This window comes from Bacillus sp. BF2-3 (genome assembly GCF_008368795.1).
Taxonomy (GTDB): Bacteria; Bacillota; Bacilli; order Bacillales; family Bacillaceae_G; genus Bacillus_A; species Bacillus_A cereus.
In genome coordinates, this window is the sequence record NZ_QOSA01000027.1 from 95,892 (window position 1) to 122,274 (window position 26,383).

A 26,383-nucleotide genomic window follows, 5' to 3' on the forward strand; every position below is an offset into this window, starting at 1 on the left:
GTTTCCCCACCTTAACTAATTTTTTTATCAATTACTTTATCATTTGGCTGTGGAATTGCTGTACCTTCTAGTACTCTTTCAATATCTTTCTTTAAACCGAACCAATTTTTATTTGTATGCCCTGCAATCCACCATTCATCATTAACACGTTGTATCCAAATACGGCGATGATTCCAATACATACCTTGAATGACACCAACCATAAATATAAATCCTCCAATGCCGAGAATCCAAAGCGTTAAATCTTTTCTTACAGTAAGTGCTGTTGCATTTTGCATTTCAACACCTGCAAACGACATTTTATATTTGTTGTTTCCATCTGGTTCTATATTTTGCTGAATACCAACAAAACTCACTTCACCATCTGGTGTTTCAGGTGTAAACATTTTAAATACAAATGCAGGATTGTTTGGTAATTTCGTTTTTGTATTTGGTTTTCCATTCTCATCAAAATAAAAATCAGGGAAATAGCTTAATAGTTCTAGAGAATAACCATTTCCTAAATCATATTTTTCCTTAGGATTCGTTAAATCTACTTTAATTGGTCCCCACTTTTGATTATTTTCTTTATTTTGCAAGTTAAAGGACATACTTTTAAATTCACTTTCTTTATAATCCACTTGATACACTGCAAATTGATCAAATTTCAGTGGTTCATTCACTCGAATTTCCGCTTCTTTTACTTTTTCTAATTTCGGTTTTTGTCCTGCTATATTTTCTCCTACTGCTTTATATAATACGGCATTCGTTTGGAAGTTTTTCGCAATCATTTTATCGCCTACACGATCAATCGCTTCATCAAAAACTTCCTTGTCCTTACTTTTATCATAAACTTCTTTTATAAATTTCTCGTTTTTTAAGTAGTATTGTCCATCCGTCCCTGGTATTTCTTTCGTTTCACCGTCACGTAACCAAAGTGCTTCGTCTACGTACATACTCGGTAAAAAACGAAGCATCGCACCGAATAAAAAGATAATAAGACCGATATGATTTACATATGGACCCCAACGCGAGAAGCGTCCCTTTTCTGCTAAAACGTTTCCGTCTTCCACTTTCACGTTATAGTTTCTTTTCTTTAAATTCTCTTGCACTCTTTCCAGGTCACCTTCTTGCGGTGTACCAGTCCCATATAATCTCTGTCTCTTTAAAAAACTAGGATGTCTTTTTACGCCTTGCTTTTTTAAAGCTTTATAAAGTGGAATAACGCGGTCTAAACTACATATCACAAGTGAAATACCGATAGAAGCAATCAAAATCATATACCACCATGAACCGTATAAATTATTAAACCCTAATTGATAGTATAATTGTCCTAAAAATCCATATTCTTGTTTATAATATTCAGCTGGTGCAATACCTGGAGTTATGTACATTTCTTGCGGAAATATAGTTCCTATCGCTGATGCAGCTAAAGTTATTACGATTAGCCATACACCTACTTTTACAGAAGAGAAAAAGCTCCAAATTTTATCGACTATCGTTTTTGTCTGCGTGAGAGATCTCCGTGCACTCCCCTCATAGCGCATATCCAATAGTTTTGCATTTTCATTGCTTTCAAATGGTTTCCCGCAAGCTTCACAAAAAACGGTTCCTATCGGATTAACATGTCCACATTCACATTTAATTTCTTTCAACACTCTCACCGCCCCTGTATCTATATGTACTATTGTATATTCTAACCTTGAGTTACCGCAATACTCAGAATTTTTAAACCAGAGGCACTATAAACACGCACCCCTTATGTAAAGGCTTTCTTTATTACGGAGTAATTTTCTTTAAATACCCTTCTAACTGTTCTTTCGTTTGTTCCCCTATAATTTGCTCCACTACTTTTCCATCTTTATCAATCAAAAAGCTTGTCGGTAAAGGACCTACTCCATATGTTCCTATAATCTTTTGTCCTTTATCAATGGCAACTGGGAATTTCAAACCATATTGGTTCACAAAGTTCTTTACTGCAATATCCGTTTCATCTGCATCTAACGCTATGATTTCAACGCCTTTTTCTTTATACTTTGGATATAATTCATTCATATAAGGCATTTCTTTTTCACAAGGTTTACACCACGTGCCCCAAAAGTTTAAAAATACACCTTTTCCCTTTAAATCTTTTAGTTCAATTTTCTTTCCTTCTAAATCCGTCACAATAAAGTTAGGTGCTTCTTTTCCGATTTGCATTTTCTCTTTATTAGCAAAGAATCCTTGATAAAGGGTAAATCCTACAGCACCACATAAAATGAGTAGAATAATAACGCGAAATAATAAGCGATTTTTCTTCATATTACCTCTCCTCTCCTCGGTAAATGTTATGTATTATCTTCTGTAAATGTTATGTATTATCTTCTGTAAATGTTGTATTGAATAAATCACCAGCAGAGCACTCCACTGGTGAATTTTTAACTCTATAGCTTATCTTGGCTTTGTAGAAGCAAGCGCGCGTAATTGTTTCACCTCATGTGGTGTCAATTCTCTCGCATCACCAGGTCGCAGGCTTCCTACTTCTAAGAAAGCATAACGTTCACGTTTTAATTTCACTACTTTACAGTCTAACGCTTCAAACATACGACGTACTTGACGATTACGTCCTTCATGAATTGTTAATTGTACAATAGCCATTTCTTTACGCTTGTCCCAAGAAATAATTTTCACACGTGCTGGTGCTGTTTTACCGTCTTCTAACGTAACACCGCGTTCTAACATGCGAATTTTCTCACCTGTTAATGGCCCTTTTATTTTTGCAACATATGTTTTTTCAACTTTATATCTAGGATGCATTAATACGTTTGCGAAGTCCCCATCGTTTGTCATTAATAATACGCCAGACGTATCATAATCTAAGCGTCCGATTGGGAATAAACGTTGTGTAATTTCCGGGAAAAAGTCCGTTACAACACTTCTTCCTTTATCGTCTGATACACTTGAAATTACGCCAGTTGGTTTATATAGTAAAAAATAAACAGGTTCTTCTTTTTCAAGAGGGATATTATTTACTTCTACTTTATCTTGAGGAGTTACTTTTGTCCCTAACTCTTTCACTATTTTTCCATTAACTTTCACTTTTCCTTGCTGAATTAATTCCTCAGCCTTTCTTCTCGATGCAATACCTGCTTGCGCAATCACTTTTTGTAATCGTTCCATTTCTTTTTTTCACCTCGAATTTATCTTACCTTACATTAGAAAGACTTGGCAACCGCATACGCTTTACGGCTATTCGCTTCATCTTACTTAAACAACATAGCGATGATAATAAACATATAAAGGTCAAATCATGTTTTTACCCTTTATTATTGTCCATATTTTTCATATTTCTCACAATAAAAGTTCATCATTTTGTCAAAAATACCACATAAAAAAACCACTATTAAGCTACACCTTAATAGTGGTCGTATACGTATTATAAGCGAAATAGCGTAAAAAATGAATAGTATTACTGAAACAATAAAGAAACGAACACAATTGAGCATATAATCCCGATTAAATCTGCAAAAAGTCCTACTTTTAGTGCATCCCCCATTTTTCTAATCCCAACCGCTCCAAAATATACAGTTAAAATATAGAAAGTCGTATCTGTGCTCCCTTGCATCGTAGAAGCCAATCTCCCAATAAACGAATCTGGCCCATATGTTGCAATTAAATCGGTCGTAATACTTAAACCAGCAGAGCCTGAAATAGGGCGTATAAGTGCTAAGGGTACAATTTCTGCTGGAACATGGATCAAATCTAACATTGGCTTCATTACCGATATCATTGCATCTAACGCACCTGAAGACCGGAATATAGAAATAGACACAAGCATTCCAACCATAAACGGTAAGATGGAAATTGCAATTTGAATCCCTTCTTTTCCTCCCTCAACGAACGATTCATACGTCGGCACTTTCTTTATTGTGCCATATAAAAGGATAAAACCAATTACACAAGGGATTACCCATAAGGAAATTGTATTTACAATGCTCATTTTTTCCGCCCCTTTCTACTCCTTCTTCGGTAAAAATAGCGGTCAATCCAAATTGCCCCAATCATAGAAAGTACTTGTGCAATAAATGTTACCCCAACAATTTCAGTAGGATTCGCTGATTCATACGTCATTCGAATGGAAATGACTGTCGTAGGAATTAATGTAATAGCTGATGTATTTAATGCTAGAAACGTCACCATAGAACGGCTCGCCGAATCCTTTCCTCCATTTAACTCTTTCAGTTGTTCCATCGCTTTAATACCAAGAGGGGTCGCTGCATTACCTAGACCAAAAAAGTTTGCCATCATATTTGATAGAATAAATCCCATAGACGGATGATCCTTTGGTATTTCTGGAAACAACCTTTTTACTATCGGCATAAAAAGTGTAACTAATTTTTTTAACAATCCGGCTTCCTCTGCAATTTTCATTAAACCGAGCCAAAATACTAAAACACTAATAAGTCCTATACAAATCGTTACCGCATCTTTTGCTCCGTCAAATACAGCTTTATTCACTTCTTCCATCGTTCCATTTATCATGGCGTATACAATCCCAATGACAGCCATCGCTACCCATACGAGATTAACCATCGTTCCCAACACCTATCATGTAAGAAAAAATTTCTTTCACATTATTCCAGTAAAGTCCCGTTGTAGCTACTAACTTTCGTTTACTATAAAATAAATTCCGTTCTCCAACTTTTTCATTACCAACATAAATGTCTGTCTTCCCAACCTTTACTCCATCCGTAAGTTTTGTACTTTTATCGAGTTCAACTTTTAATACTACGTTCTTTTTTTCTTCTTCAGTTAACGGTACCGAAAAACTATTTTTCGTATAAACATGGTTGGCATACTTCTTTTCATTTATTTCAGCAATTGCTCCTTGTCCTAAAACTTTCGTTTGTTTGAAACGGTCAAAACCTTTATCAAACAAATTCATATGATCATCCCAATCACTAGAGGCACTCAAAGTTACGACAATTAAATCTAGTCCACCTTTTGATGCCGTTGTAACAAGCGTTCGCCCAGCTTTCTTCGTAAAGCCTGTTTTTCCCCCTGTTGCAAATTCATAATAAGACGTTACCAGCTTATGTTTATTTTTCCACGGGTAATCCCAAGAATCTGATTTATATGTTTTGGTTCCAAAGATTTTCTTAAATGTCTCGTTTCCCATTGCATATTTCGTTAATAATGCCATATCGTAAGCCGACGAATAATGTGATCCATCTCCATCTAAGCCATGAGGGTTTGAGAAGTGCGTATCTTTCATTCCAATTTCTTTCGCTTTTTGATTCATTAAATATACGAATCCATCTATACTCCCACCCACACTTTCAGCAATTACTTGCGCTGCGTCATTACCAGATCTAAGCATGAGTCCGTATACTAAATCTTCTAACTTCACTTTTTGTCCAGGCTTTAAATAGATTGCCGATCCTTCCACCCTCACCGCTTCATTACTAACTGATACCATTTCTTTCATCTTCCCTGATTCAGCAGCTAATAAGGCGGTCATAATTTTTGTTATACTAGCAATTTTTTGAGGCTCATGTTCTGCCTTTCCGTATAATACACGACCAGACTGTTGCTCCATTAATACAGCATTTCGAGCACTAACATTGCTGTTCATCTTTGCATATGTAGGAATCGGCATAACGCTTGCATACATCATAAGAAGCGTAATGATTACACAAATTCGTCTCATATTTCCCCCCCACGTCCTTTTGGCACTTTTTGTACAAGTGTATGCTTGGCCTTTTAAAATATGAACGAAATCTTCCTTCTACTTCCATTAAAAAAGACGCAGAGAATTTGCGTCTAATATGGTGTCCATTCAATTTGTTTCGCAGTTTCAAACCTTTTTTCTACATCAGGCCAATTTACAACATTCCACCAGTTTTTAATATATTCATCTTTTCGATTTTGGTATTGTAAATAATACGCATGTTCCCAGACATCTAGTACAAGGAGCGGTATCGTATCCCATTGTGTAAATAATTGATGAAGTGTACTTTGCAAAATTTCTAACCTTCCAGACCGGGGTACCCAAACGAGAATTGCCCAGCCTGAACCTTCTACTTTAGAGGCTGCTTCTGTAAAATGTTTTTGGAAACGTAAAAAGCTCCCAAAATCTTGTTCAATTTGTTGTGAAAAAGTTCCTCTTGGACTTCCACCACCGTCTTTTTTCATGTTATTCCAAAATATCGTGTGTAAGTAATGACCTGACCCATGAAAAGCCGCTTCCCTTTCCCAATGCTTAATTAAATCAAATTTATTTGTTTTTCTCGCTTCTTCCATCATCTTCTCTGCTTTATTTAATCCTTCCACGTAACTCCGATGATGTTTATCATGATGTAACATCATAATTTCTTTAGAAATATACGGTTCTAACGCATTATATGGATAAGGTAATGGCGGGAGTGTATGTCCTCCAATTGGGACAGCTCGTTCACTATCCCCTCTTTCATATAATTCATATTCCTCTTCTTCTTGCATAAATACTTCCTGCAAGTGATGCTGAATATGTTCTACATCATCGCTTATTTCATACATAAACTCTGCATCTGTTTCATACTCATGCTCTTTCATACGCTCTAATAACGTCTGAATTTTATAAGCAAGCATATGGACATCATACACTTCCATTGCGCGACTATCTAATACGTGAAGAACACTTTCACACCAATTTTCTACTTCATGAAAGTAATCTGTAAATACACCTTGCTGATTCATGTTGCACCTCCCTAATGCTATCCACTTAACTATATTCAATGAAAATCCCTTATATAACTGTACAAAAGGAAAAGAAGCTAAGTCACCTTAGCTTCTTTTCCTCAATCAATATTTGTGTAACATCTTTGTCTGATAATCCGTCTCATAATATTCTAGTTCTTCACGCATCAATTGAAATTTACCTTCTAAACTCTTCATCACTTGCTCTAAAGATGCAGGTGGTGTTTGTTGAAAAACGATAGAATTTTTCCCTGTATATGCAGACCGACTATTTTCATACCAATGATCACTCTTCGGTGAAAAAAACTCTGCAATTACTTGATGGTAAATCTTATATAAAATTTTTTCAGCTGCTGTTTTTCGAAATGGCTGGCTATTCAACAAAACAAAACATGCATCCTGTCCTTCTTCGCAAAAAACGAGAAGTCGTCTCATTGATGCTAATAACCCTTTATAATATCGCTCATTCCCTGCTGGTGTTTCCTCTAATAAAGAAGGTAACGTATGATAATTTACATAATTGGTTATCAAATTAATAGCATCTTCTAAAAATATAGAAACTTGTTCTGTTTGATTTTCAACCATAAAATTAGACATTTTTTCTCTCTCCTTTGCCATTTCACGCTATTTCTACCCTTTTATTTTTATGTAATTCAGCCAATATTTCTTGTACTTTCGACACCGTTCCCTCATCAAAATATTGTTGAAATTCTTCCATATTATTTAAATACAAACGTTTTTGCGCACGAAGCTCCTTATCTTTCATTAAACAACATATCGCTACAATATCGCGCAAATATATGTTTTGTTCTTCTACTTTATACACTGGATTTCCTTCAAAAGGAGTAATTTCTTGTAAAACTTCTTCAAAATATCGAACGTATAAAACCGAAAAAGTTTTCTCTTTACCATTTAATATATATGTCACTTCAGATCTGTTAAAAAAATCTTCTGATGTATTAGGTTTCTCTTTTTCTAACTCATATCCTACGTAACCTTTTATAATCATATACTCCCCCTCACCCTTCTTTCACCTTATTCTAACTTAATTTTCTGATAAACAAAACATTCTTTTAAATATACCTATATAAAAAATAGCTCCCCTATACAGGAAATTACCTTTTTATTTTTCTTGAAGTTTGTCATAATAATATTATTGTCTCAGTTTTCTTATACAAGGAGAGTTGTATTTATGTCGTTTTCATGGAAACGTTTCTTACAAATCGGGAAAATTATCTTCCCATTTGTTGTATTAACAATTGTATTCTTTCAAGCAAAAAAAGAATTAGCGGGCATTTCTTTTTTAGAAGCGATTGATACAATTAAAAACATTCCAACTGGAGGAGTCTTTTTAGCAATTACACTTGGTGCATTCGCTGTATCAACAATGTTCTTTTATGACTATGTTATGCTTCGTTACTTAAAAGCTGACATTCCTGTCCAAAAGATTTTCCGTATCTCGTGGATTGCTAATACTTTAAATGGATTTATCGGGTTTGGTGGTCTTGTTGGAGCCGGCGTACGCACAATGCTTTATCGTCCATATATAAAAGAAAATGGAAAACTTATTAAAAGTATCGCTTGGATGACAACTGCCTTTATTAATGGATTAGCCATTCTTTCATTTCTTGGTCTTATCGGAATATTAGACACGAGATTTATTTTGCATGAAAAACCATGGCTATGGCCTGTTCTTATCTTCTTCGCTCTTTTCGTCCCTATATATATCGGATTTTCTAAATTAAAAAATAGAAAAGCGACGCAAACAGAGGAACAAGAAGAAGAGGAGAGAAACCCAACTGTTTTATACTCATTAGTTTCATTAGTCGAATGGGTATCTGCTGGTATTGTTATGTACGTCATATTACTATTATTTGGCATTGAAATCGAATTCCAAAAGTTTTTAGGCGTATATGTTATTGCTGCTTTAGCTGGTGTCGTTAGTCTTGTTCCTGGTGGCCTTGGATCATTTGATCTTGTCTTCTTAACTGGGCTTGGGCAATACGGCATCGATACAGGTGTTTTACTCCCTGCTATGTTATTATATCGTCTCGTCTATTACATCTTGCCCTTCTGCCTTGGTCTCATTTTTGCAGCTTTTGAAATGACAGGAGTAGCCATTAAAAAGTTTGAAGATAAACCTTTTATTGCGCCTGCATTAGAGACAACTGGTGTTATATGGACTTTGCAGCGTGACTTTCTAGGAAAGTTAGGTTCTTGGGCATCTGCTGCTTTAACAGTATTTGCTGGCTTAATGGTTATTTTATCAACCATTCTACCGACAAGTATAAATCGGGCACACGCCTTACATATTCTAGCTCCAAAACATCTTATTCAATTTTCTTTTAGCTTATCGCTAACATTCGGTATTCTCCTCCTCATTCTTTCGCGGGGGATATATTACGGAACAAAACGTTCTTATTATATGACGATTGTATCTTTAATTGGAGCGGCTATTTTTAACACACTAAAAGGAATTGATGTTGAAGAAACTTTTATTTTATTAATCGTACTCGCTGTATTGTATATGCTTCGTAAAAGGTTTGTACGTGAGAAAATGGAAGTCTCACTTTCCGATATCGTAAAAGTTTTTATATTCCTACTTGTAACGTTATATTTATATAAAAACTTAGGTATTTTATTTGCAGGTGCAAAAGAAGCTTTCAAACCTGATTTTGTCGTTCGTAATATTACACAAGTAAAACGAAGTGCATTAGCAGCTGCCTTTTTTGTTCCTACTTTTTTACTAATTGGTTCACTCATTGCAAATCGTTATCGAAATGAATTTCCCGGGCAACCAGCTAATGATAAACGATTACAAAACTTCTTAGATGAACATGGTGGAAATGTACTTAGTCATTTAGGTTTTTTAGGAGATAAACAGTTCTTTTTCAGTAGTGATGGAAAAGCACTCATTCTCTTCTCAATAACTGGAAAACGACTTATTGTACTGGGTGATCCAATTGGGGACCCTTCCTCCTATCGTACTGTATTGCAAGAGTTTTTAGCTGAGGCTGATCGATTTGGATACATTTGTGTATTCTATCAAATTGAAAGTAAATGGATGAGTTTATACCACGATTTTGGTTATAACTTCTTTAAGCTTGGTGAAGAAGCTGTTGTTGATTTAAATACCTTTACAATAACAGGAAAGAAACGCGCTGGCATGCGAGCTACTTTCAACCGTTTTGAAAGAGAAGGCTATACATTCTCTATTCATGAGCCATCTTTCTCCGACGAATTATATGAAGAGTTAAGAAAAGTTTCAGATGCATGGCTTGGTGGAAAAAAAGAGAAAGGTTTTTCACTCGGATACTTCGATCGTGAATATATTAGTCGCGCTCCTATCGCAACATTATCTGATGCGGATGGAAAAATTATTGCATTCACAACATTCATGCCTGTATATCAAAACGGATCATTATCTGTCGATTTAATGCGATATTATCCAGATGCGCCTAGCGGCATTATGGACGCAATTTTCATCCACTTATTCCAGTGGGCAAAAGAAAATGAATACCACTCCTTTAATATCGGTATGGCACCACTTTCAAATGTTGGTTTATCCACACAGTCTTTCTGGTCTGAACGAGTGGCTGCTGCAATCTTTAATAACGTTCGTTATACGTATAGTTTCAGCGGATTACGACATTTTAAAGAAAAATATAAACCAGCATGGAGCGGTAAATATTTAGCATTTAGGAAGAATCATTCTTTACCAATTACAATGCTCTCTGTAACAAAATTAATAGGAAAAAGAAAAAACAGCTAAATTCTTAGCTGTTTTTTCTTTTTTGAACTTGTACAATAAATTCTTTTTCATACTTCTTACCATTTATATAGAAATTCCCCCACATTTTATACGTGCCCTCGGCAGGAAATGTAATTCGGTATTGTAATTGCTCATCCGTATCTACAGGCATAGCGTATAAAAAATTCTCCTTCGTTTCATCCACTATATAGAGTGACTCTACTTCTCCTCTCTCTGAATGCAATTTCAATTTTTCACCCTTTTTCGCTTGAAACTGAAATGTTAACGTAACTGGTTCATTCGGATGTAATGCGCCAAATAAAAGAGAAACTTCATACTCTCCTATTTTTTTTGTAAGTACACTGTCGATTGGAAATTTCACTTTTTTCTTATTGTTCTCCTCTTTCGTTCTACCAAAATTCTTCCTAGCGAATGACTCTACGGACTTATTTTTGTCTTCGTATAAAAATATTGTATATTCTTCGTCTTTTGCTATTTTGGAAGATAACTTATATGACCCGTTCCCTGCAAATGTGGGTTTAATTTGTTGTATGTTTTTTAACTGTCCATCTACAATCACTGCCCGCATTTGATCATTTACACCACGAATTTCATTATTCTTGTTGTTTAACAACTGAAATACAATATCTACTTTCTCATTTCCCTTTCCATTTGAAACATCCCACTTTACTTCCTGAACATCTCCTACAGTCTCTTCGTTTTCTTGATATTTTTTTATGTAAAATCCTCCTGCCACAATAAGTACTAACGCAATAAGCCCAATGACAAGATTTTTCAAAACATCACCTACCATTTTTATTGTCTCTATTCATACAAAACTTCTTAAGATATATATTCTAGATTATGATTTATGAAATCCTCCTATTTTGCACATATTACAAATAATAAAAAGATTTTAATTGAAAGGATTCGTAGTGTATAATGCAAATGATATTGATTTCTATCAATACATTATAAGGAGGACTTTTTTATGAGTGTACATATCGAAGCAAAACAAGGCGAAATCGCTGAATCTATTCTATTACCTGGTGATCCATTACGTGCAAAATATATCGCTGAAACATTTCTAGAGGACGTTACTTGCTATAATAATGTGCGTGGTATGTTAGGTTTCACTGGAACTTATAAAGGAAAACGTGTATCTGTTCAAGGTACAGGTATGGGTGTTCCTTCTATTTCTATTTATGTAAACGAATTAATCCAAAGCTACGGAGTTAAAAATTTAATTCGCGTTGGAACTTGCGGTGCAATTCAAAAAGATGTAAAAGTTCGTGATGTTATTATCGCAATGACGGCTTGTACTGATTCTAATATGAACCGTTTAACATTCCCAGGATTTGATTTTGCACCAGCTGCAAACTTTGACCTTTTAAAGAAAGCTTATGATGCTGGAACTGAAAAAGGATTACACGTTCGTGTCGGTAACGTTTTAACAGCAGATGTGTTTTATCGTGAAAGCATGGACATAGTTAAAAAACTTGGAGATTACGGTGTATTAGCAGTAGAAATGGAAACAACTGCTCTTTACACATTAGCAGCGAAATACGGTGTAAATGCATTATCTGTATTAACAGTTAGCGATCACATCTTCACTGGCGAAGAAACAACATCTGAAGAGCGTCAAACTACATTTAACGAAATGATTGAAATCGCTTTAGATGCAGCAATTCAACAATAATACACTAAAGAACTTGTCATACGTCTGGCGAGTTCTTTTTATGTGACTTTTTATAAATAACTACTTTATAAAGAGACAGATTTCTCCCCTCTACTTTCTTGTAACGTTTGTTATAATGAAGTGAAACTTTAATCAGTGGAGGGTTTTTCCATCCCCCACTGATTATTAGTTGAACCAATCGGATTTAACGGGATAAAGAAATCATTTACAGTATTTCTCATAAGAGGTGACGCAGTGAAAAACAGAAGTATCGTCTTTAAACTATTTTTATTAACATCCACTTTATTTACAATCATATTCCTACTTTTTTTCCTAGGACAATCTCTATTTTTAGAAAAATTTTATATTAACAAGAAAGTAAAAACAGTCCAAACTGCTTTTGAAAAATTCGTAGATAATTACGATAAAAGTGATAAAAGTTATGAGCAGGTTAGAAAACTAAAACAAGAATTTCATGATAAAACAAATGCAGATATGCAGTTTTTGGATTCCAACGGCATTATTAAAAGTGATAATAATTACTATATCGATGTCATTAATCCCAAAAATGAAAAACAGTATTCCATACCACTCAATAATCTTTTAACACCAGAAGAATATAATAAATTCGAAAATTTAGGCTTAAAAAAAGATGTAATAATCAATGTTGATGGAGTCGTACAAGAGAATAATATAATCACACCACAAAAATTAGGAACGAATTATAATCAATGGCAGAACGAACATTTCTATTCGGATTTTCAGTCAATTAATGGTAACCCTTCTAAGAACAGACTTGCAAGCCGATACAAATCTACAACTCGAATCGTCTTTACAGGTGTTATAACTAAGTTACAGCTCCCATCCAAAGCGGAGGTTCGTCTTGCAAATGATATTGAAACATTACAAGCCGTTCAATATTTTGCAGATATGATTAGAGAGGGAACTTCTAACTCGAACCAATTAAGTACTTTCATATTAGATGGCGGAGAAAATATAAAAAATAGTATCTTTGTAAAACCGATTATAGAAAATGGAAGGATTACAGAATACGCTTTTGCGATAGCATCTTTGCAGCCTGTTAATGAAGCGATGCTCGTTTTAAAAGATTATTATGTCTATGCCTTAATCATCGTGTTTCTCGTAATTATTTTGTTATCCTTCTACTACTCAAAAATCATTGTTAAGCCATTAATTAAAATAAATCGTGTTACAAAAAAAATGGCTAATTTTGATTTCAGCGAGAAATTACCTGTTACAGCTGACGATGAAATTGGCGGGCTTTCTGGCAGTATCAATACATTATCTGTAAATTTAAAAGATCGAATCGATCGATTAAATGTTGCTAATACAAAGTTACAACAAGATATTGAACGTGAACGTCAATTAGAAAAAACAAGAAAAGAATTCATTTCTGGCGTATCACACGAATTAAAAACACCGCTAAGTGTAATTAGAAGTTTTGCAGAAGGAATTAAAGATGGTGTTAGTAAGGATACTTCGTATTATACTGATGTTATTTTAGAAGAAACAGAAAATATGAACAGGCTGATTGTTGAAATGTTAGAATTAGCAAAGTTGGAATCTGGTACTTACAAACTAGATATGACGACGTTCTCAATCGGTGAATTAACGCAACAAGTCTACACAAAATTATTATTTAGCATGGAAGAAAAACATTTACAAGTGAACATCGATGCAGACCCTTCTATACTTGTTAAAGCAAATCGCAGTCGCATTGAGCAAGTAGTTGTGAACTTACTAAGTAATGCAATCCGTTATACGCCAGAGGGAGAAAAAATACAAGTCTCCATTATAGAAGCAGAAGATACCGTAAAAGTCGAAATCGAGAATACAGGAAACCCTATCCCTGAAGAAAGTCTTGAAAAAATTTGGGATCGCTTCTATCGTCTAGATGCATCACGTAGCCGTCACACTGGAGGTACCGGTCTCGGATTATCTATTGTAAAAAATATTTTAGACCTCCATCATGCCGAATACGGTGTGTATAATACGACTAACAGTGTTGTATTCTATTTCAATTTACAAAAAGTAAAAGAAGTCAAATAATTTGTCTTAATTTCACTAGGAGTTCACATGAAATTCACACTCTCCCTTTATAGTAAGAAACAAGTTAATCCTTTCCTTTACACATATAAAAGAGGAGAGTGCGTGAAATGAAACAAGCAGGACAACCTATTCAAAATGAAAAACAATTAGAAACTATCAAAAATATACTTTTACAATCTTCGAAACGTGATGGCTTATTATTCGTATTAGCTGTAAATTCTGGCTTAAAAGTAAGTGAAATCTTACAATTAAAAGTTAGTGATGTAATCGATGAAAATGAAAATGTTCGCCATTCCATTTTATTTTACAATGAAAAAGTAAAGAAACATAAATGGTTTGCTGTAAATGAAGACTTACAGCACGCAATCGAAGACTACATGAAAGAACGTAAAACTTGGAAACGTAATGAACCATTGTTAAAATCTCAAAAAGGAACAAAATCTATTACGAGACAACATGCATGGTACATTTTAAACAAAGCTGCAAAAGAAGTTGGATTAGAAGGGATTAGCTCACATACACTTCGAAAAACTTGGGGTTATTGTGCATACAAATCAGGTGTTGATATTGCATTTTTACAACACTTCTTTGATCACAGTACTCCATCAAAAACTTTAAAGTATATCGGTATTGCTTAATAACTCTTATACATAAAAAAGGTTACCATTTGAAAATTTGGTAACCTTTTTTATATTTCATATTCTCTTTTCTTGTCTCTCCTATACTGTAGTGGTACTCTAATAATAAGGGGGAGAAATTATGAACACACTTACAATTGAATTACCAAAAGAAACGGCTGAAAAACTTGATTTATTAAAACAAGCTTATGAAAAGAAAACAGGTGCTTCTATCTCTGAGAGCACTCTCGTTCAAACACTTATCTCAAAAGAATTTATCCAGGCGATAACTCCTTTTGATTTACAACAATTCGTCAACGGAAAAGAACAGCATTAATGCTGTTCTTTTTTTATCTCTATTTAAAATATACAAAGTTTTTTATATATTTTTAGAAAAACCATTGACAATGATAATGATAACCATTATCATTCATTATGAAGCCAACAATTGATGAATCAACCAAACGCTCAGTAACATTGTTACCCCTCTTTTTCATATAGAAAGGCACTGTACATTCCCCCTGTTTGTACAGTGCCTTTCTTGTTTATTATCATTCAAAAAAATTTAATTGCTCCGGCTTCGGCTCACCATATGTAATGTTCATCATTTTCATAAGCTGTTTCGCATTATCTGCTGCATCCCCACCTGAATTGTTGTTAAACAGTACGTATATATCCTTTGTTTTCTTTTTTAATTGCTCTAATCGTTCAACCCATTCTTCCAGTTCTTTATTGTTGTAGCGATATAAACAGCGAACCGCTCTCCAGTTTTCCCCTTTATCAAGCCAACCATGAACATTTCGACCGTGAAAACGTATTAATGCCATGTCTGAATTCGTAACCTCTAACACGAGTGGCACAGAACCTATCCCAGCCTGTGGTTCATCACAAATTGTATGAATCCATTTCTCTTGTTCTAGAAACTGTAACGTCCTATCTCTCATTTCTGGATAAAACCATGTTTGATTTCGAAATTCTATTGCACATGGTAAACCTTCCATTTTTTCTTTCGTATATCGAAGAAAATCTACATTTTTCTTTTTACAATCAAACCATGGTGGATATTGAAATAAAATCGTTTTTAATTTACCAGCTTCAATTAAGGGAAGAATAGATTGTTTATATACATCAAACATCTCATCGAACGTAGAAAAAGGAATTTCACCTTTCATATGTCCTGTCATTCCTTGATATGCTTTTACGATAAAAGAAAAATCTTTCGGTGTTTCCATTGCCCATTTTGTATAGTTTCGTGCAGGTTGCATCGCATAAAATGAGCTATCCACTTCTACTATAGGAAAATACTCGCTGTATGTTCGTAATTTATTTCTATTTTCATAGGGATTTATGTATAAAGAATCATGATCTCCCCATCCTGTCAATCCAATAAACAGCACATATACCCCTCCCTTTTTAACTTCATCTTCTATTCACTTTCCAAACACTTTGCATCATGTAGCCTTTTCTTTAAGAGTATCCTTATAAAAATATGATATACTATATGGAAGAATTTTTAAAATGAGGGGTTATTTATTTATGCTTCCAAACGATGCTACTGTATCTCATGAAAAACGAATTGAAGAACTAGAAAATAAAGTACGTTTTTATGAAGAACTTGTGAATCAATTACCACATCATTTCACATACAAAAATCCACATATTGGTTTACGAATAAAGAAAACTAGAACAACCCATTCCATTCAAGAAATACCAAAAGAGAATAAAGAGGCTCATTTTCAACTTACTTGTGATTCATTATTTTTATTTGAACAACTCGAAAAACACTTTGTACATATTTTTGATGCCTTTTCACATCATGTAACCTTTATCGATAATAAAGGGAATATTACTTTATGTAATCAAGTTGCTGCAGATGATTTCGGTGTAATACGAAATGATATTATCGGAAAACCGATTCAACAATTACTAAACTTGCCGGAAGAAAAAATTAAAGCGATTGAAACATTAAAAACGGGAACAGAAATATATAATGAAGAAGTTTTAGACAAAAACTATGGCATTATAAATAACCGAATTATTCGTGATTATAACGGGGAGATTTTTAGAGTTATTAGTGTCTTTCATTATTTAAATACAGAACGTGATGCAGAGAAGTTTTCGTTAGCAGGGCGAATCGCAGCTGGAATTGCACACGAAGTACGAAATCCTCTTACAACAGTACGAGGATACTTACAATTTTTACAAGAAAGTGTTTCTCCATCCAATAAAGAACTATTTAAAAATTTACTTATTCCTGAATTAGATCGAGCAAATAGTATCATTACAAAATTTTTATCTCTTTCAAAAACACGTGAATTTAAAAGAGAACCCTTTCCCATTAATACATTTTTACGTGAGTATATTCAACAGTTACTAGCTAGCGAAGTCTTTTTACATAACATTTCAATTGATTATAATTTTTCTACCGAATTAGATGATATATTAGTTCATATTGATCGTCATGAACTTGTGCAAGTTTTTTTAAACTTATTCCAGAACGCTGTCGATGCTCAAGGAGAAAAAAAACTTTCTATCCAAATCACTAGTTACCGCCTAGATAATTTTGTTCGTATTACTTTCACTGATAATGGGACTGGTATTCCACCAGCGATTCAAGACTATATCTTTGATCCATTCTTCTCAACAAAAGATTCCGGCACAGGTTTGGGCTTGTCAGTAACGAAAAAAATTATTCAAAATCATAACGGTACATTAAAAATGACTAGTAATGAAGATGGTACTACTTTTACTATTTCAATTCCAATCTTACCTAAAACAGCCCTTGAAAGATTAAATCAATACAAATAAAATCCAATCCACGAACTGCATGTCAATTGTTACATCCTTCAACAATTGACATGCAGTTTTTATGTTGAACTTTTCTTCTTTACATTATATAAAACCTTCTCTATATTTTACTTATTTTTTGCTAGCTGGGCCGATTTCTTATTTTTTTAGAAATGGTAGTTTGTCCAGCACGGATTTAGTAGAAATTTCATTTTAATATATAGTAATGACTATTGATTCTATGAAAGAAAAGAATGAAAAGATGAACAATAAAAATAAAGGAAAAGTATTTTATGGTAATGATTGTTGTGAAGTCAGAACTTGCAGTCACATTAACATCTCTAAGTCCGAACTTACAGAATTCGTTAGACTTCTTCAAGCTCTTGGCCAAGCTATTCTAGTTCAATATGGATCTGGTTGCCTAGGCGGAGGAACTACGGGGACTACTGGTGCTCAAGGGCCTCAACAAGGACCTGCGGGCGATACAACTGCGACACTATCTGTCTTCCGAATTTACTAACCACAATTTCCGAAAATATTTTGGGAGGACTAAGCACATTTATAAGTAATAGATGTGATTTTGATTGACTATTAAATCTCTCTTTTAATAAAAAGGTGCACTTGTTTGGGAGGATAAGTGCTCCTTCTTTACGTTTCTTTACCTCAAATTTACTCTATCTTAATCCTCATTTTGTATGATAAATAATGAAGTCAAAGATATGAAAGAGGGATGAAAATGAGAGTTATGTCACTAATACGCATTTGGTTTGCTCTTATGGTATGCATTATTTTCTGTGTAGGATTTTTTTTAACTCTAAAATATTCCACTATATCAAAAGCAGAGAGAAAAACTGTTCCATACAAACTTTTGTATACAAAACAAAGCAACATCCCTTATTCCAATGCAACAAATAATGAAAAAAAAGTTATAAAAGGAATGCTTATTACGAAAGCTTCTAGTTCCGAGGCGTTACTCCAAATTGCTGAAACGATTAAAGATCAGTATACAAATAAAAAAATCGATGAAATTACACTTTCTATCCACAATGAAAATAATGGTAATTACGAAGAAGAATTGCCTTACGAACCTATTAGTAAAGGCAAAATAATCGTCACATACGATTCCGAATCCTTTGGCAGTACGAATATTGTACTTAATGAGTAATATCATGTATCTCAACGGATATGGATTAATAGCTAATTAAGATAGACAAAAATCTCTACCGATTAAAATTTTATTTTGTTTTCATACAAAAAAAGAGGCGAATTTTTTTATTCGCCTCTTTCTTTTACCAAAATGAAGGAATCCATTCTTTCACTTTATCAAGCCACTCTTGTTGCTCTTGTTTTCGTTGTTGTTCCTCTTCTTTCCTTCTCTTCTCTTCTTCTTTTCTTCGTTTTTCCTCTTCTATTGTAGTCAATTGTTTTTTATAATCAGCCTCAGATATGAGCGATAACTGGAATGCTTTTTGAGCTGGATTTGCGTTTGCTTTTTTCATAATATCCCGGAACATTGTCGTCGTAATTTGACTACCACCCGGAACATAATGATCGCTATCTGTTTTATCATATCCTACCCAAATCGCACCTACCAAATCTGGCGTGTATCCAACAAACCATGAATCCTTTGCACCGGTGCTCGGGCCATTTACAATTTGAGTAGTTCCTGTCTTACCTGCCGTATCAACATTATTAACTTTCGCCTTTTCACCCGTTCCCTTTTCGACAACACCTTTTAATAAATATGTCATCTTTTGAGAAATTTTCTCGCTCGTCACTCGTGTCTCTTTCTTATACCACTTTCCAAGTGTTTCACCTTCAGCATTTTGTACCTCCCTAATTGCATGAGCTTCCACTTGGACTCCATCATTTGCGAATGTACTGTATGCTTGAGCCATTACAAATGGAGATGTCCCCACATGCATACCGCCTAAAGCAATCGGATACGTACGATCTTCTGGCACTAATGGGATACCAAATCGCTCTAAAGATTTCAATCCTTTATCTAATCCAATTTGTTCTAATAGCCACACAGCTGAAACATTGTACGACTTTGCCACAGCTTCATACATTGTCACATCACCGTGAAAAGTATGATCGCTATTTTGTGGTTTATATTCTTTAATGTTAAATGGTTCATCTTTTAATATATCGTATACTTCATATCCTTGTTCTAACGCTGGTACATATACAGCCAAAGGCTTTAACGTTGAGCCAGGTTGTCTTTTTAATTGGGTTGCATGGTTAAACTGTAAAAACTGATACGGCCCTCTGCCTCCAACTAGAGCTGGTACACCACCTGTTTTTGGGTTCATAAGAACTACACCCGTTTGCATAAGTTGGTCTGAGCCACTATCTTTGAAATAACTATCATTATTCACAACGTCTTCTACAGCCTGTTGTTTTTTCGGGTCAAGCTCTGTATAAATACGATAACCACCCGCTAAAATTTCATTTTGTGTTAATTCGTACTTTTCCATCGCCTCTCTAACAATATAGTCTACATATTGAGAGTATTTTCCCTTGTATTTATCATCAACGCCACGTTTTAACACAAGTCCGCTCTCTTTTTCTTTATTATACTGTTCGTCAGAAATATACCCTTGCTCTTTCATTAAACTTAATACGACATTACGTCTTTCAATTGACTTGTTAAAGTTTTTATAAGGTGAATACGCAGATGGTGCTTTAATCAAGCCCGCAATCGTTGCAGCTTCTGAAATTGTTAAATCTTTTACATCTTTATCAAAATAAGATTTAGCTGCCCTTTTTATACCCCAAGCCCCTTCACCAAAATAAATTTGGTTCATATACATTTCAATGATTTCATCTTTCGTATACGTGCGCTCTATTTTTTTCGTTAAAAAATATTCCTTTATTTTTCGGGAGTATGTGCGGTCTTGTGTCAGAAATACATTTTTCGCAAGTTGTTGTGTTATTGTACTTCCCCCTGCTACAACTTCTCCTGCTGTAATATTTTTAAAAACCGCACTTATAATTCCACTATAATAAATACCATGATGGTTAAAAAATTCCTTATCTTCTACTGCAACAATTGCCTGAACCATAATATCAGGAATATCTTTTCTTTTAACGCCTTCTGTTTTCGAAGAAGCTAATTTAGTTGCGACCTCATTATTTGCATCATAAATTAAAGTCGGTTGTGGAACAGCTTGTTTTAATTCAGATATGTCTTGAATGGAAATTATTATATTTACAGCAATAAATAGAGTAACGAATACACTTCCCAATACAATTAATGAATTACGAAGTTTCTTCCTCTTATTGAACCACTCAAGCATTTTTTTAAAATGAGTGTTCTTCAATTTCATTCGTTCACTTCCTTCATTTATTTACACTCTTCTTTTTAAAAGGAAGAATATACCGCCTTTTAAATTTATTATAATAACGTAGTCATTCCTATAGTGTAAAGCTTTTCTTTTGCATTCATACTTTTTGCAAGAAAAGGACATTCTACAAGTAAGATATTCACTATTGGATATTAATATTATTAATAGAACAACGAGAGTTATGTTAAGTTTTTGTAAACTTTTCGATAAAATGTTTTAAAAAACGACAGTTTTTTGTTAGAATTGATTAGCCAATATATTTTACATATATTACTTTTGTGGGGGTAACAATAATGGTCTTTAAATCAAAAAAAGATAAATTTTCTGAAATGTTAATGAATGTTTCCGAAAATTTAAAAGAAGGCGCGCAGTTTTTCGTGGAGTATAAAATTAAAAATGCTAGCGATTTAAAAGAGTTTTCTATGCGCATGAAAGAGTATGAGTCAAAAGGTGACTCATTTATTCACGAAATCATTATGGAGTTAAACAAAGCGTTTATCACTCCGATTGAGCGTGAGGACATCCTACAACTTGCGATGAGTATGGATGATGTATTAGACGGATTAGATCACAGTGCTGGTCTATTCGAAATGTATTCTATTACAGAAGCTGATGAATACATGATTAAATTCGTAGAAGCAATTAATCAATGTGCGATTGAGATTGCAAACTCTGTTGAATTAATGTCTAACAAAAAATTAGTCGACATTCGTACAAATGCGATTAAAATTAAGGATTATGAATCACAGTGTGATGATATTCGCCGTCATGCGATTAAGAACTTATTCTCTCGTGAAAAAGATCCGATTAAGATTATTCAATTTAAAGAGATTTACGAAGAGCTTGAAGAAGTAGCTGATAGCTGTCAAAGCGTTGCAAACGTATTAGAAACAATTATTATGAAGAACGCGTAAGGAGTTTGATCATGGATACACTCTTGATACTGACCGTTTTAGTAGTCATTTGCGCTTTAGCTTTTGACTTTATCAATGGATTTCACGATACAGCAAACGCTATTGCAACGGCTGTTTCAACGAAAGCTCTAAAGCCTAGACATGCCATTATTATGGCGGCTATTATGAACTTTTTAGGCGCAATGACATTTACAGGTGTAGCAAAAACGATTACAAAAGATATCGTTGATCCATTCGCCTTACAAAATGGTTCTCTTGTAATTTTAGCTGCTTTGCTTGCGGCGATAGCTTGGAACTTAATTACTTGGTACTACGGTATTCCAAGTAGTTCTTCGCATGCAATTATCGGCTCAATCGCAGGTGCAGCAATTGCGGCCGCTGGGATTAGCTCGCTAAATCTTAAAGGATTTATTAAAATTATTGAAGCTTTAATCATTTCACCGATTATCGCTTTCGTTATTGGTTATATCGTATACAGTATTTTTAAAGTAGTATTTAAAAACTTTAACTTAACAAAAACGAATAAGAACTTCCGTATATTCCAGATTTTCACTGCAGCATTACAAGCCTACACACACGGTACGAATGATGCACAAAAAGCAATGGGAATCATTACGATGGCTCTTATGGCTAATAACTATCATACTTCTAGCGATATCCCGTTCTGGGTACAATTATCTTGTGCTATCGCAATGGGGCTTGGTACTTCTGTCGGTGGATGGAAAATTATTAAAACTGTCGGTGGACAAATTATGAAAATTCGTCCTGTAAATGGTGTAGCTGCCGATTTATCATCATCACTTGTTATTTTCGGTGCAACATTCATTCACTTACCGGTTAGTACGACGCACGTTATCTCTTCTTCTATTTTAGGGGTTGGTGCTTCTCACCGTGTGAAAGGGGTAAAATGGGGAACTGCAAAACGTATGTTAATTACATGGGTTATTACACTTCCTATTTCAGCTTCTTTAGCTGCTCTGTTTTACTACCTATTACATTTTGTTTTCTAATCAAAAGTCGTCTTCCTTATTTTTCTAGGAAGACGACTTTTTTGTGAACAAGCCTATTTCTCATTAAAAAGCGTGTATAATAATTGATGGATAAGTTATTTAGAGGAGTTGGCAATTTTGGAATACATCATGTTACTTTTCATCGGACTAATCGCCGGAACAATCGGCAGCCTAGTTGGGCTTGGAGGCGGAATTATTATTGTTCCGTTATTAATTGGATTACACAGTTTATCACCACAACTTGCAGTAGGGACTTCTATGGTAACAGTCGTTTTCACAGGACTATCTTCCACCCTTACTTACATGAAGCATAAGCGAGTAGATTATAAAAGTGGACTTATTTTATTTATCGGAAGCGGCCCTGGTGGTATTATCGGATCATGGGCAAATAAATTTTTAAACCAAGACACATTTTCTTTATACTTTGGGATTTTCCTTATATTCGTCTCAATTCTACTTATGCTTCGAGACAAATTAAAACCTCTTTCCCTCTCAAATACGTCTGTAATTAAGCGTTCTTTTACAGATAATGATGGAAATACTGTACACTACCAATTCCCACCGTTTCTTGCTATCTTTATCGCTTTTATAGTTGGGTTTATATCTGGATTATTTGGAATTGGTGGCGGTGCCTTACTTGTTCCAGCAATGATGCTTCTTTTTGCATTCCCAGCACATATTGCAGTAGCAACTTCAATGTTCATCGTATTTCTATCAGCAATTGTAAGTTCTGCAACTCACATCTCACTTGGAAATGTCAGCTGGATTTATGCATTAATCCTGATTCCGGGTGCATGGATTGGCGGAAAAATCGGGGCTTACATTAATACAAAACTAAGTGGTAACGCCGTAATTAATTTATTGCGTATTACGTTAATTATTCTTGGAACTAGATTAATCATTATTTCCCTTTTATAACGTATTCTTTTTAGAATGCGTTTTTCTTATACACATGAATATAAAAATCCTCCGAGGAGAACAAATAAAATTAAACAAACACATAATAACATATAATTTGAAATATGTACTTTCTTCAAGTTGACCACTCCTATAACTGCGACTGTTATCTTTATGATAGCGAAAAAATAGTTCACTTGCAGTTACAGAGTGCTAACAATGCAAAATCAATTATTACAAATTTTATCCTTATATTTCATTTCTTTGTATATTCTATCGATTTAATAAAAAAAGATGTCATATTGACATCTTTTTTAGTGAAGAAGTGACCATCCCATGAAGTCTTCATGTACTTGGCACGCCCTCTTATCCTTTCGATCATATAATTCAGCATAACTATCTGTTTCTTCATCATAAGCCATCGTATAAATAATTTGGCCGTCTACTTCAACGGATAAAACGACTCCACCTTTCATCTCTTCTACATGAATGATAGCATTCGCCGGAATTCTCATATCCGTCATTCTCATCGCATCTAACAATATACTAAACCCCCTACAGCGTATTCATTGCTAGTACTATTACACACTAAATAGTATACTACTGTAATAGCATACATTTCGTCAATGAAATTGCTGTTGAAATAGCATATTGTCTATATACATATACGCTAAAATAGAAGAAATAGAAACATATTAATGGGGGGCTAACATTGATTCTACACAAAGGAGATGTACTATTCCGTCAAGGCGAGGACGGTCCTTTATACTTTATAAAAACAGGCTTATTAAAAGTAGTTCGGCTAGAAGAAAACGGAACACCATTTTTATTCAACATTATCGTTCCAGGTGAAACGATACCTCATCATTCTTTAATTTCACCGAAAGAATATCACGGTACAGCTATCGCTTTAATAAAAACAGAAGTGGAACCGATCACTAGTAGTGAATGGTATGAGAGACTTCAAGCAAATCCCGAATCGTATGCTAACATTGCTATGCAATTACAATCTAAATTAAGAATGATGCAACAACGAATTGATCAATTGACAACCGTCTCCCCGAAAGAACGTCTTCATCGTTTACAAGAATGGTTCACCCTATATTTAGGTGACATTCCTATATATGAAATATTAACACAAACCGAAATTGGCCAACTGATAGGTATACGCCGTGAAACAGTAAACCGTTTATTACGAGAACAAATAAAAAACGAGGTAAAATAAATACCTCGTTTTTTTGCTTATTGTAAGCTTGTTGCTGGGCCGAAAAATTCATAATGAATATGCTCTTGTTTCACACTTAAATCAGTTAGTGCAGCATTTATATGCTTCATAAATGCTACTGGACCACAGAAATAGAACTCTGCTTCAGTTGTCGGAATAATAGTTTTTAACCATTCACTTTCAATGAAACCTTCTTTATCAAAGTTCTTCATTTCTAAATCTTTTTCAGTCGGTGCAGAATAACAAGTATATGCTTTAACTTGTTCATATTCATTTTCTACTGCCTTAACGTGTTCTTTCATTGCATGTGTATTACTATTTATTGCTGCATGAACAAAATATACATTACGTTTTGAATCTTGTTCAATTAACGTATTTAACATACTCATCATCGGTGTAATCCCTACTCCACCACTAATTAGTACAACTGGTAATGTTGAATCCATATTTAACACGAAATCTCCCGCTGGTGCACTTACTGGTAAAACATCTCCTTCTTTTACATGTTCATGTAAGTAATTAGACACTTTACCATCTGGTGTATCTACACCTTTTTCTTTTTTTACACTAATACGATAATATTCTTTCCCAGGAGCATCGGATAAACTGTATTGACGATTATGTGTATATGTCTCACCTTCAATATTGATTTGAATCGTTACATATTGACCTGGGATGAATGAAGAAACTTTCCCTCCATCTTCAGGTTTCAAATAAAATGACGTAATAACATCGCTTTCCTTCACTTTTTTTACAATCACAAAGTTGCGGAAGTCTTTCCATCCACCTTCTTTATGTGCAGCTTCTTCATACATCTCTGCTTCAATGCTAATGAATGCATCAGCAATTACACCATATGCTTCTCCCCATGCATTTAAAACTTCATCTGGTGCACCTGCGACCTCTTTAATGGCACGTAGTAAACATGTACCTACAATCGGATAATGCTCAGCTTTAATCCCTAAACTTCTATGCTTATGACCAATTTGTTTTACAACTGGAATAATTGCTTCTAAATTATCAATGTACGTTGCAGCTGCATAAACAGCATTCGCTAACGCTTGTTGTTGTCTTCCCTTTTTCTGATTCGTATGGTTGAAAATATTCAACAATTCCGGATGTTCCGAAAATAAAATTTGATAGAATCTCGTTGTAATTTCAACACCTTTTTCTTGTAATAATGGTACTGTTGACTTTACGATTTCAATTGTTTTTGCACTTAACATTGTATCCCACTCCTCTATTTCCTTAACTGTTTTTAGTTTAACTGAATCTTATAATGCAGATTGTGATTTTAATCACTATTAACACGGTGTTTTTGTGAATAATATATGAACATTGCATTTACAAAAGAAAATAAGCTAACTAGAATTTGAACTGCACCCCAA

General features: G+C 34.3%; 26 protein-coding genes. 12 read left to right on the forward strand and 14 right to left on the reverse strand.

Annotated elements, in window-relative coordinates:
* Positions 1-11: 11 nt before the first annotated feature.
* From resB to DN401_RS20650, 9 genes are all read right to left on the reverse strand, one after another.
* Positions 12-1,637, reverse strand: a complete 1,626-nt coding sequence (resB, locus tag DN401_RS20610; protein WP_000910522.1) for a cytochrome c biogenesis protein ResB — start codon at positions 1,635-1,637, stop codon at positions 12-14.
* 121 nt (positions 1,638-1,758) lie between these two features.
* The gene (gene resA / locus DN401_RS20615) at positions 1,759-2,280 is read right to left on the reverse strand and encodes a thiol-disulfide oxidoreductase ResA (protein ID WP_000742192.1); all 522 of its coding nucleotides are present in this window, start codon (positions 2,278-2,280) and stop codon (positions 1,759-1,761) included.
* Between the two features lie 129 nt (positions 2,281-2,409).
* Positions 2,410-3,138, reverse strand: a complete 729-nt coding sequence (gene rluB / locus DN401_RS20620; RefSeq protein WP_000440556.1) for a 23S rRNA pseudouridine(2605) synthase RluB — start codon at positions 3,136-3,138, stop codon at positions 2,410-2,412.
* 289 nt (positions 3,139-3,427) lie between these two features.
* Positions 3,428-3,958 carry a spore maturation protein SpmB gene (gene spmB, locus DN401_RS20625; RefSeq protein ID WP_000029514.1) on the reverse strand — a complete coding sequence of 177 codons (531 nt, stop codon included), beginning with the start codon at positions 3,956-3,958 and terminating at the stop codon, positions 3,428-3,430.
* Positions 3,955-4,551, reverse strand: coding sequence for a spore maturation protein SpmA (spmA, locus tag DN401_RS20630; protein ID WP_000247811.1), 597 nt, complete (start codon positions 4,549-4,551; stop codon positions 3,955-3,957). The genes spmB and spmA overlap by 4 nt, the downstream gene beginning before the upstream one ends.
* On the reverse strand, positions 4,544-5,668 hold the full coding sequence (gene dacB, locus DN401_RS20635) for a D-alanyl-D-alanine carboxypeptidase DacB (RefSeq protein ID WP_001252638.1): 1,125 nt from the start codon (positions 5,666-5,668) through the stop codon (positions 4,544-4,546). Before dacB ends, spmA begins: the two co-directional genes overlap by 8 nt.
* 113 nt (positions 5,669-5,781) lie before the next feature.
* Positions 5,782-6,696, reverse strand: coding sequence for a superoxide dismutase (locus DN401_RS20640; RefSeq protein ID WP_001075741.1), 915 nt, complete (start codon positions 6,694-6,696; stop codon positions 5,782-5,784).
* 105 nt (positions 6,697-6,801) lie between these two features.
* Positions 6,802-7,293 carry a YpuI family protein gene (locus tag DN401_RS20645; RefSeq protein ID WP_000064519.1) on the reverse strand — a complete coding sequence of 164 codons (492 nt, stop codon included), beginning with the start codon at positions 7,291-7,293 and terminating at the stop codon, positions 6,802-6,804.
* 22 nt (positions 7,294-7,315) lie between these two features.
* A complete protein-coding gene (locus DN401_RS20650; protein ID WP_000584367.1) occupies positions 7,316-7,705 on the reverse strand; it encodes a hypothetical protein in 390 nt (129 codons plus the stop codon).
* A 183-nt stretch (positions 7,706-7,888) separates the two neighbouring features.
* Between DN401_RS20650 and mprF the strand changes: the two genes are divergently transcribed.
* A complete protein-coding gene (gene mprF / locus DN401_RS20655; RefSeq protein WP_071741184.1) occupies positions 7,889-10,468 on the forward strand; it encodes a bifunctional lysylphosphatidylglycerol flippase/synthetase MprF in 2,580 nt (859 codons plus the stop codon).
* Positions 10,469-10,472: 4 nt separating this feature from the next.
* Here the strand turns inward: mprF and DN401_RS20660 are convergent, their stop codons facing one another.
* Complete coding sequence (locus DN401_RS20660; protein ID WP_000232610.1) at positions 10,473-11,261, reverse strand: hypothetical protein; 789 nt, start codon at positions 11,259-11,261, stop codon at positions 10,473-10,475.
* 177 nt (positions 11,262-11,438) lie between these two features.
* Between DN401_RS20660 and deoD the strand changes: the two genes are divergently transcribed.
* From deoD to DN401_RS20680, 4 genes are all read left to right on the forward strand, one after another.
* On the forward strand, positions 11,439-12,146 hold the full coding sequence (gene deoD, locus DN401_RS20665; protein WP_000110703.1) for a purine-nucleoside phosphorylase: 708 nt from the start codon (positions 11,439-11,441) through the stop codon (positions 12,144-12,146).
* Between the two features lie 234 nt (positions 12,147-12,380).
* Positions 12,381-14,195, forward strand: a complete 1,815-nt coding sequence (locus tag DN401_RS20670) for a sensor histidine kinase (protein ID WP_000797520.1) — start codon at positions 12,381-12,383, stop codon at positions 14,193-14,195.
* Positions 14,196-14,302: 107 nt separating this feature from the next.
* The gene (locus DN401_RS20675) at positions 14,303-14,833 is read left to right on the forward strand and encodes a tyrosine-type recombinase/integrase (protein ID WP_000806236.1); all 531 of its coding nucleotides are present in this window, start codon (positions 14,303-14,305) and stop codon (positions 14,831-14,833) included.
* A 121-nt stretch (positions 14,834-14,954) separates the two neighbouring features.
* Positions 14,955-15,149 (forward strand): DUF3924 domain-containing protein, encoded by a 195-nt coding sequence (locus tag DN401_RS20680; RefSeq protein ID WP_001094860.1) that lies wholly within the window; start codon positions 14,955-14,957, stop codon positions 15,147-15,149.
* A gap of 214 nt (positions 15,150-15,363) precedes the next feature.
* On the opposite strand, the gene DN401_RS20685 is transcribed toward DN401_RS20680, so the two are convergent.
* Entirely contained in the window at positions 15,364-16,209 is an 846-nt protein-coding gene (locus DN401_RS20685; RefSeq protein ID WP_000897329.1) for a DUF72 domain-containing protein, read from the reverse strand.
* A gap of 139 nt (positions 16,210-16,348) precedes the next feature.
* Here DN401_RS20685 and DN401_RS20690 point away from each other — a divergent pair, with 139 nt between their 5' ends.
* From DN401_RS20690 to DN401_RS20700, 3 genes are all read left to right on the forward strand, one after another.
* Positions 16,349-17,620: an ATP-binding protein gene (locus DN401_RS20690; protein WP_000937237.1), complete on the forward strand. Its 1,272-nt coding sequence runs from the start codon at positions 16,349-16,351 to the stop codon at positions 17,618-17,620.
* A gap of 220 nt (positions 17,621-17,840) precedes the next feature.
* Positions 17,841-18,119: a hypothetical protein gene (locus DN401_RS20695; protein WP_033689285.1), complete on the forward strand. Its 279-nt coding sequence runs from the start codon at positions 17,841-17,843 to the stop codon at positions 18,117-18,119.
* Between the two features lie 216 nt (positions 18,120-18,335).
* A complete protein-coding gene (locus DN401_RS20700; protein WP_001265547.1) occupies positions 18,336-18,764 on the forward strand; it encodes a hypothetical protein in 429 nt (142 codons plus the stop codon).
* Between the two features lie 124 nt (positions 18,765-18,888).
* On the opposite strand, the gene DN401_RS20705 is transcribed toward DN401_RS20700, so the two are convergent.
* Positions 18,889-20,931, reverse strand: coding sequence for a transglycosylase domain-containing protein (locus DN401_RS20705; RefSeq protein WP_000769242.1), 2,043 nt, complete (start codon positions 20,929-20,931; stop codon positions 18,889-18,891).
* 311 nt (positions 20,932-21,242) lie between these two features.
* Here DN401_RS20705 and DN401_RS20710 point away from each other — a divergent pair, with 311 nt between their 5' ends.
* The 3 genes from DN401_RS20710 (at position 21,243) to DN401_RS20720 (ending at position 23,791) form a co-directional block, all read left to right on the forward strand.
* On the forward strand, positions 21,243-21,863 hold the full coding sequence (locus DN401_RS20710; RefSeq protein ID WP_000231449.1) for a DUF47 domain-containing protein: 621 nt from the start codon (positions 21,243-21,245) through the stop codon (positions 21,861-21,863).
* Between the two features lie 11 nt (positions 21,864-21,874).
* On the forward strand, positions 21,875-22,873 hold the full coding sequence (locus DN401_RS20715) for an inorganic phosphate transporter (protein ID WP_000380272.1): 999 nt from the start codon (positions 21,875-21,877) through the stop codon (positions 22,871-22,873).
* A gap of 117 nt (positions 22,874-22,990) precedes the next feature.
* On the forward strand, positions 22,991-23,791 hold the full coding sequence (locus DN401_RS20720; protein ID WP_000455748.1) for a sulfite exporter TauE/SafE family protein: 801 nt from the start codon (positions 22,991-22,993) through the stop codon (positions 23,789-23,791).
* Positions 23,792-24,084: 293 nt separating this feature from the next.
* Here the strand turns inward: DN401_RS20720 and DN401_RS20725 are convergent, their stop codons facing one another.
* The gene (locus tag DN401_RS20725; RefSeq protein WP_000883008.1) at positions 24,085-24,312 is read right to left on the reverse strand and encodes a hypothetical protein; all 228 of its coding nucleotides are present in this window, start codon (positions 24,310-24,312) and stop codon (positions 24,085-24,087) included.
* 170 nt (positions 24,313-24,482) lie between these two features.
* Here DN401_RS20725 and DN401_RS20730 point away from each other — a divergent pair, with 170 nt between their 5' ends.
* A complete protein-coding gene (locus tag DN401_RS20730) occupies positions 24,483-24,995 on the forward strand; it encodes a Crp/Fnr family transcriptional regulator (RefSeq protein ID WP_000600589.1) in 513 nt (170 codons plus the stop codon).
* Positions 24,996-25,012: 17 nt separating this feature from the next.
* Here DN401_RS20730 and hmpA read toward each other — a convergent pair whose 3' ends face one another.
* Complete coding sequence (gene hmpA, locus DN401_RS20735) at positions 25,013-26,221, reverse strand: NO-inducible flavohemoprotein (RefSeq protein ID WP_000947334.1); 1,209 nt, start codon at positions 26,219-26,221, stop codon at positions 25,013-25,015.
* Between the last annotated feature and the right edge of the window lie 162 nt (positions 26,222-26,383).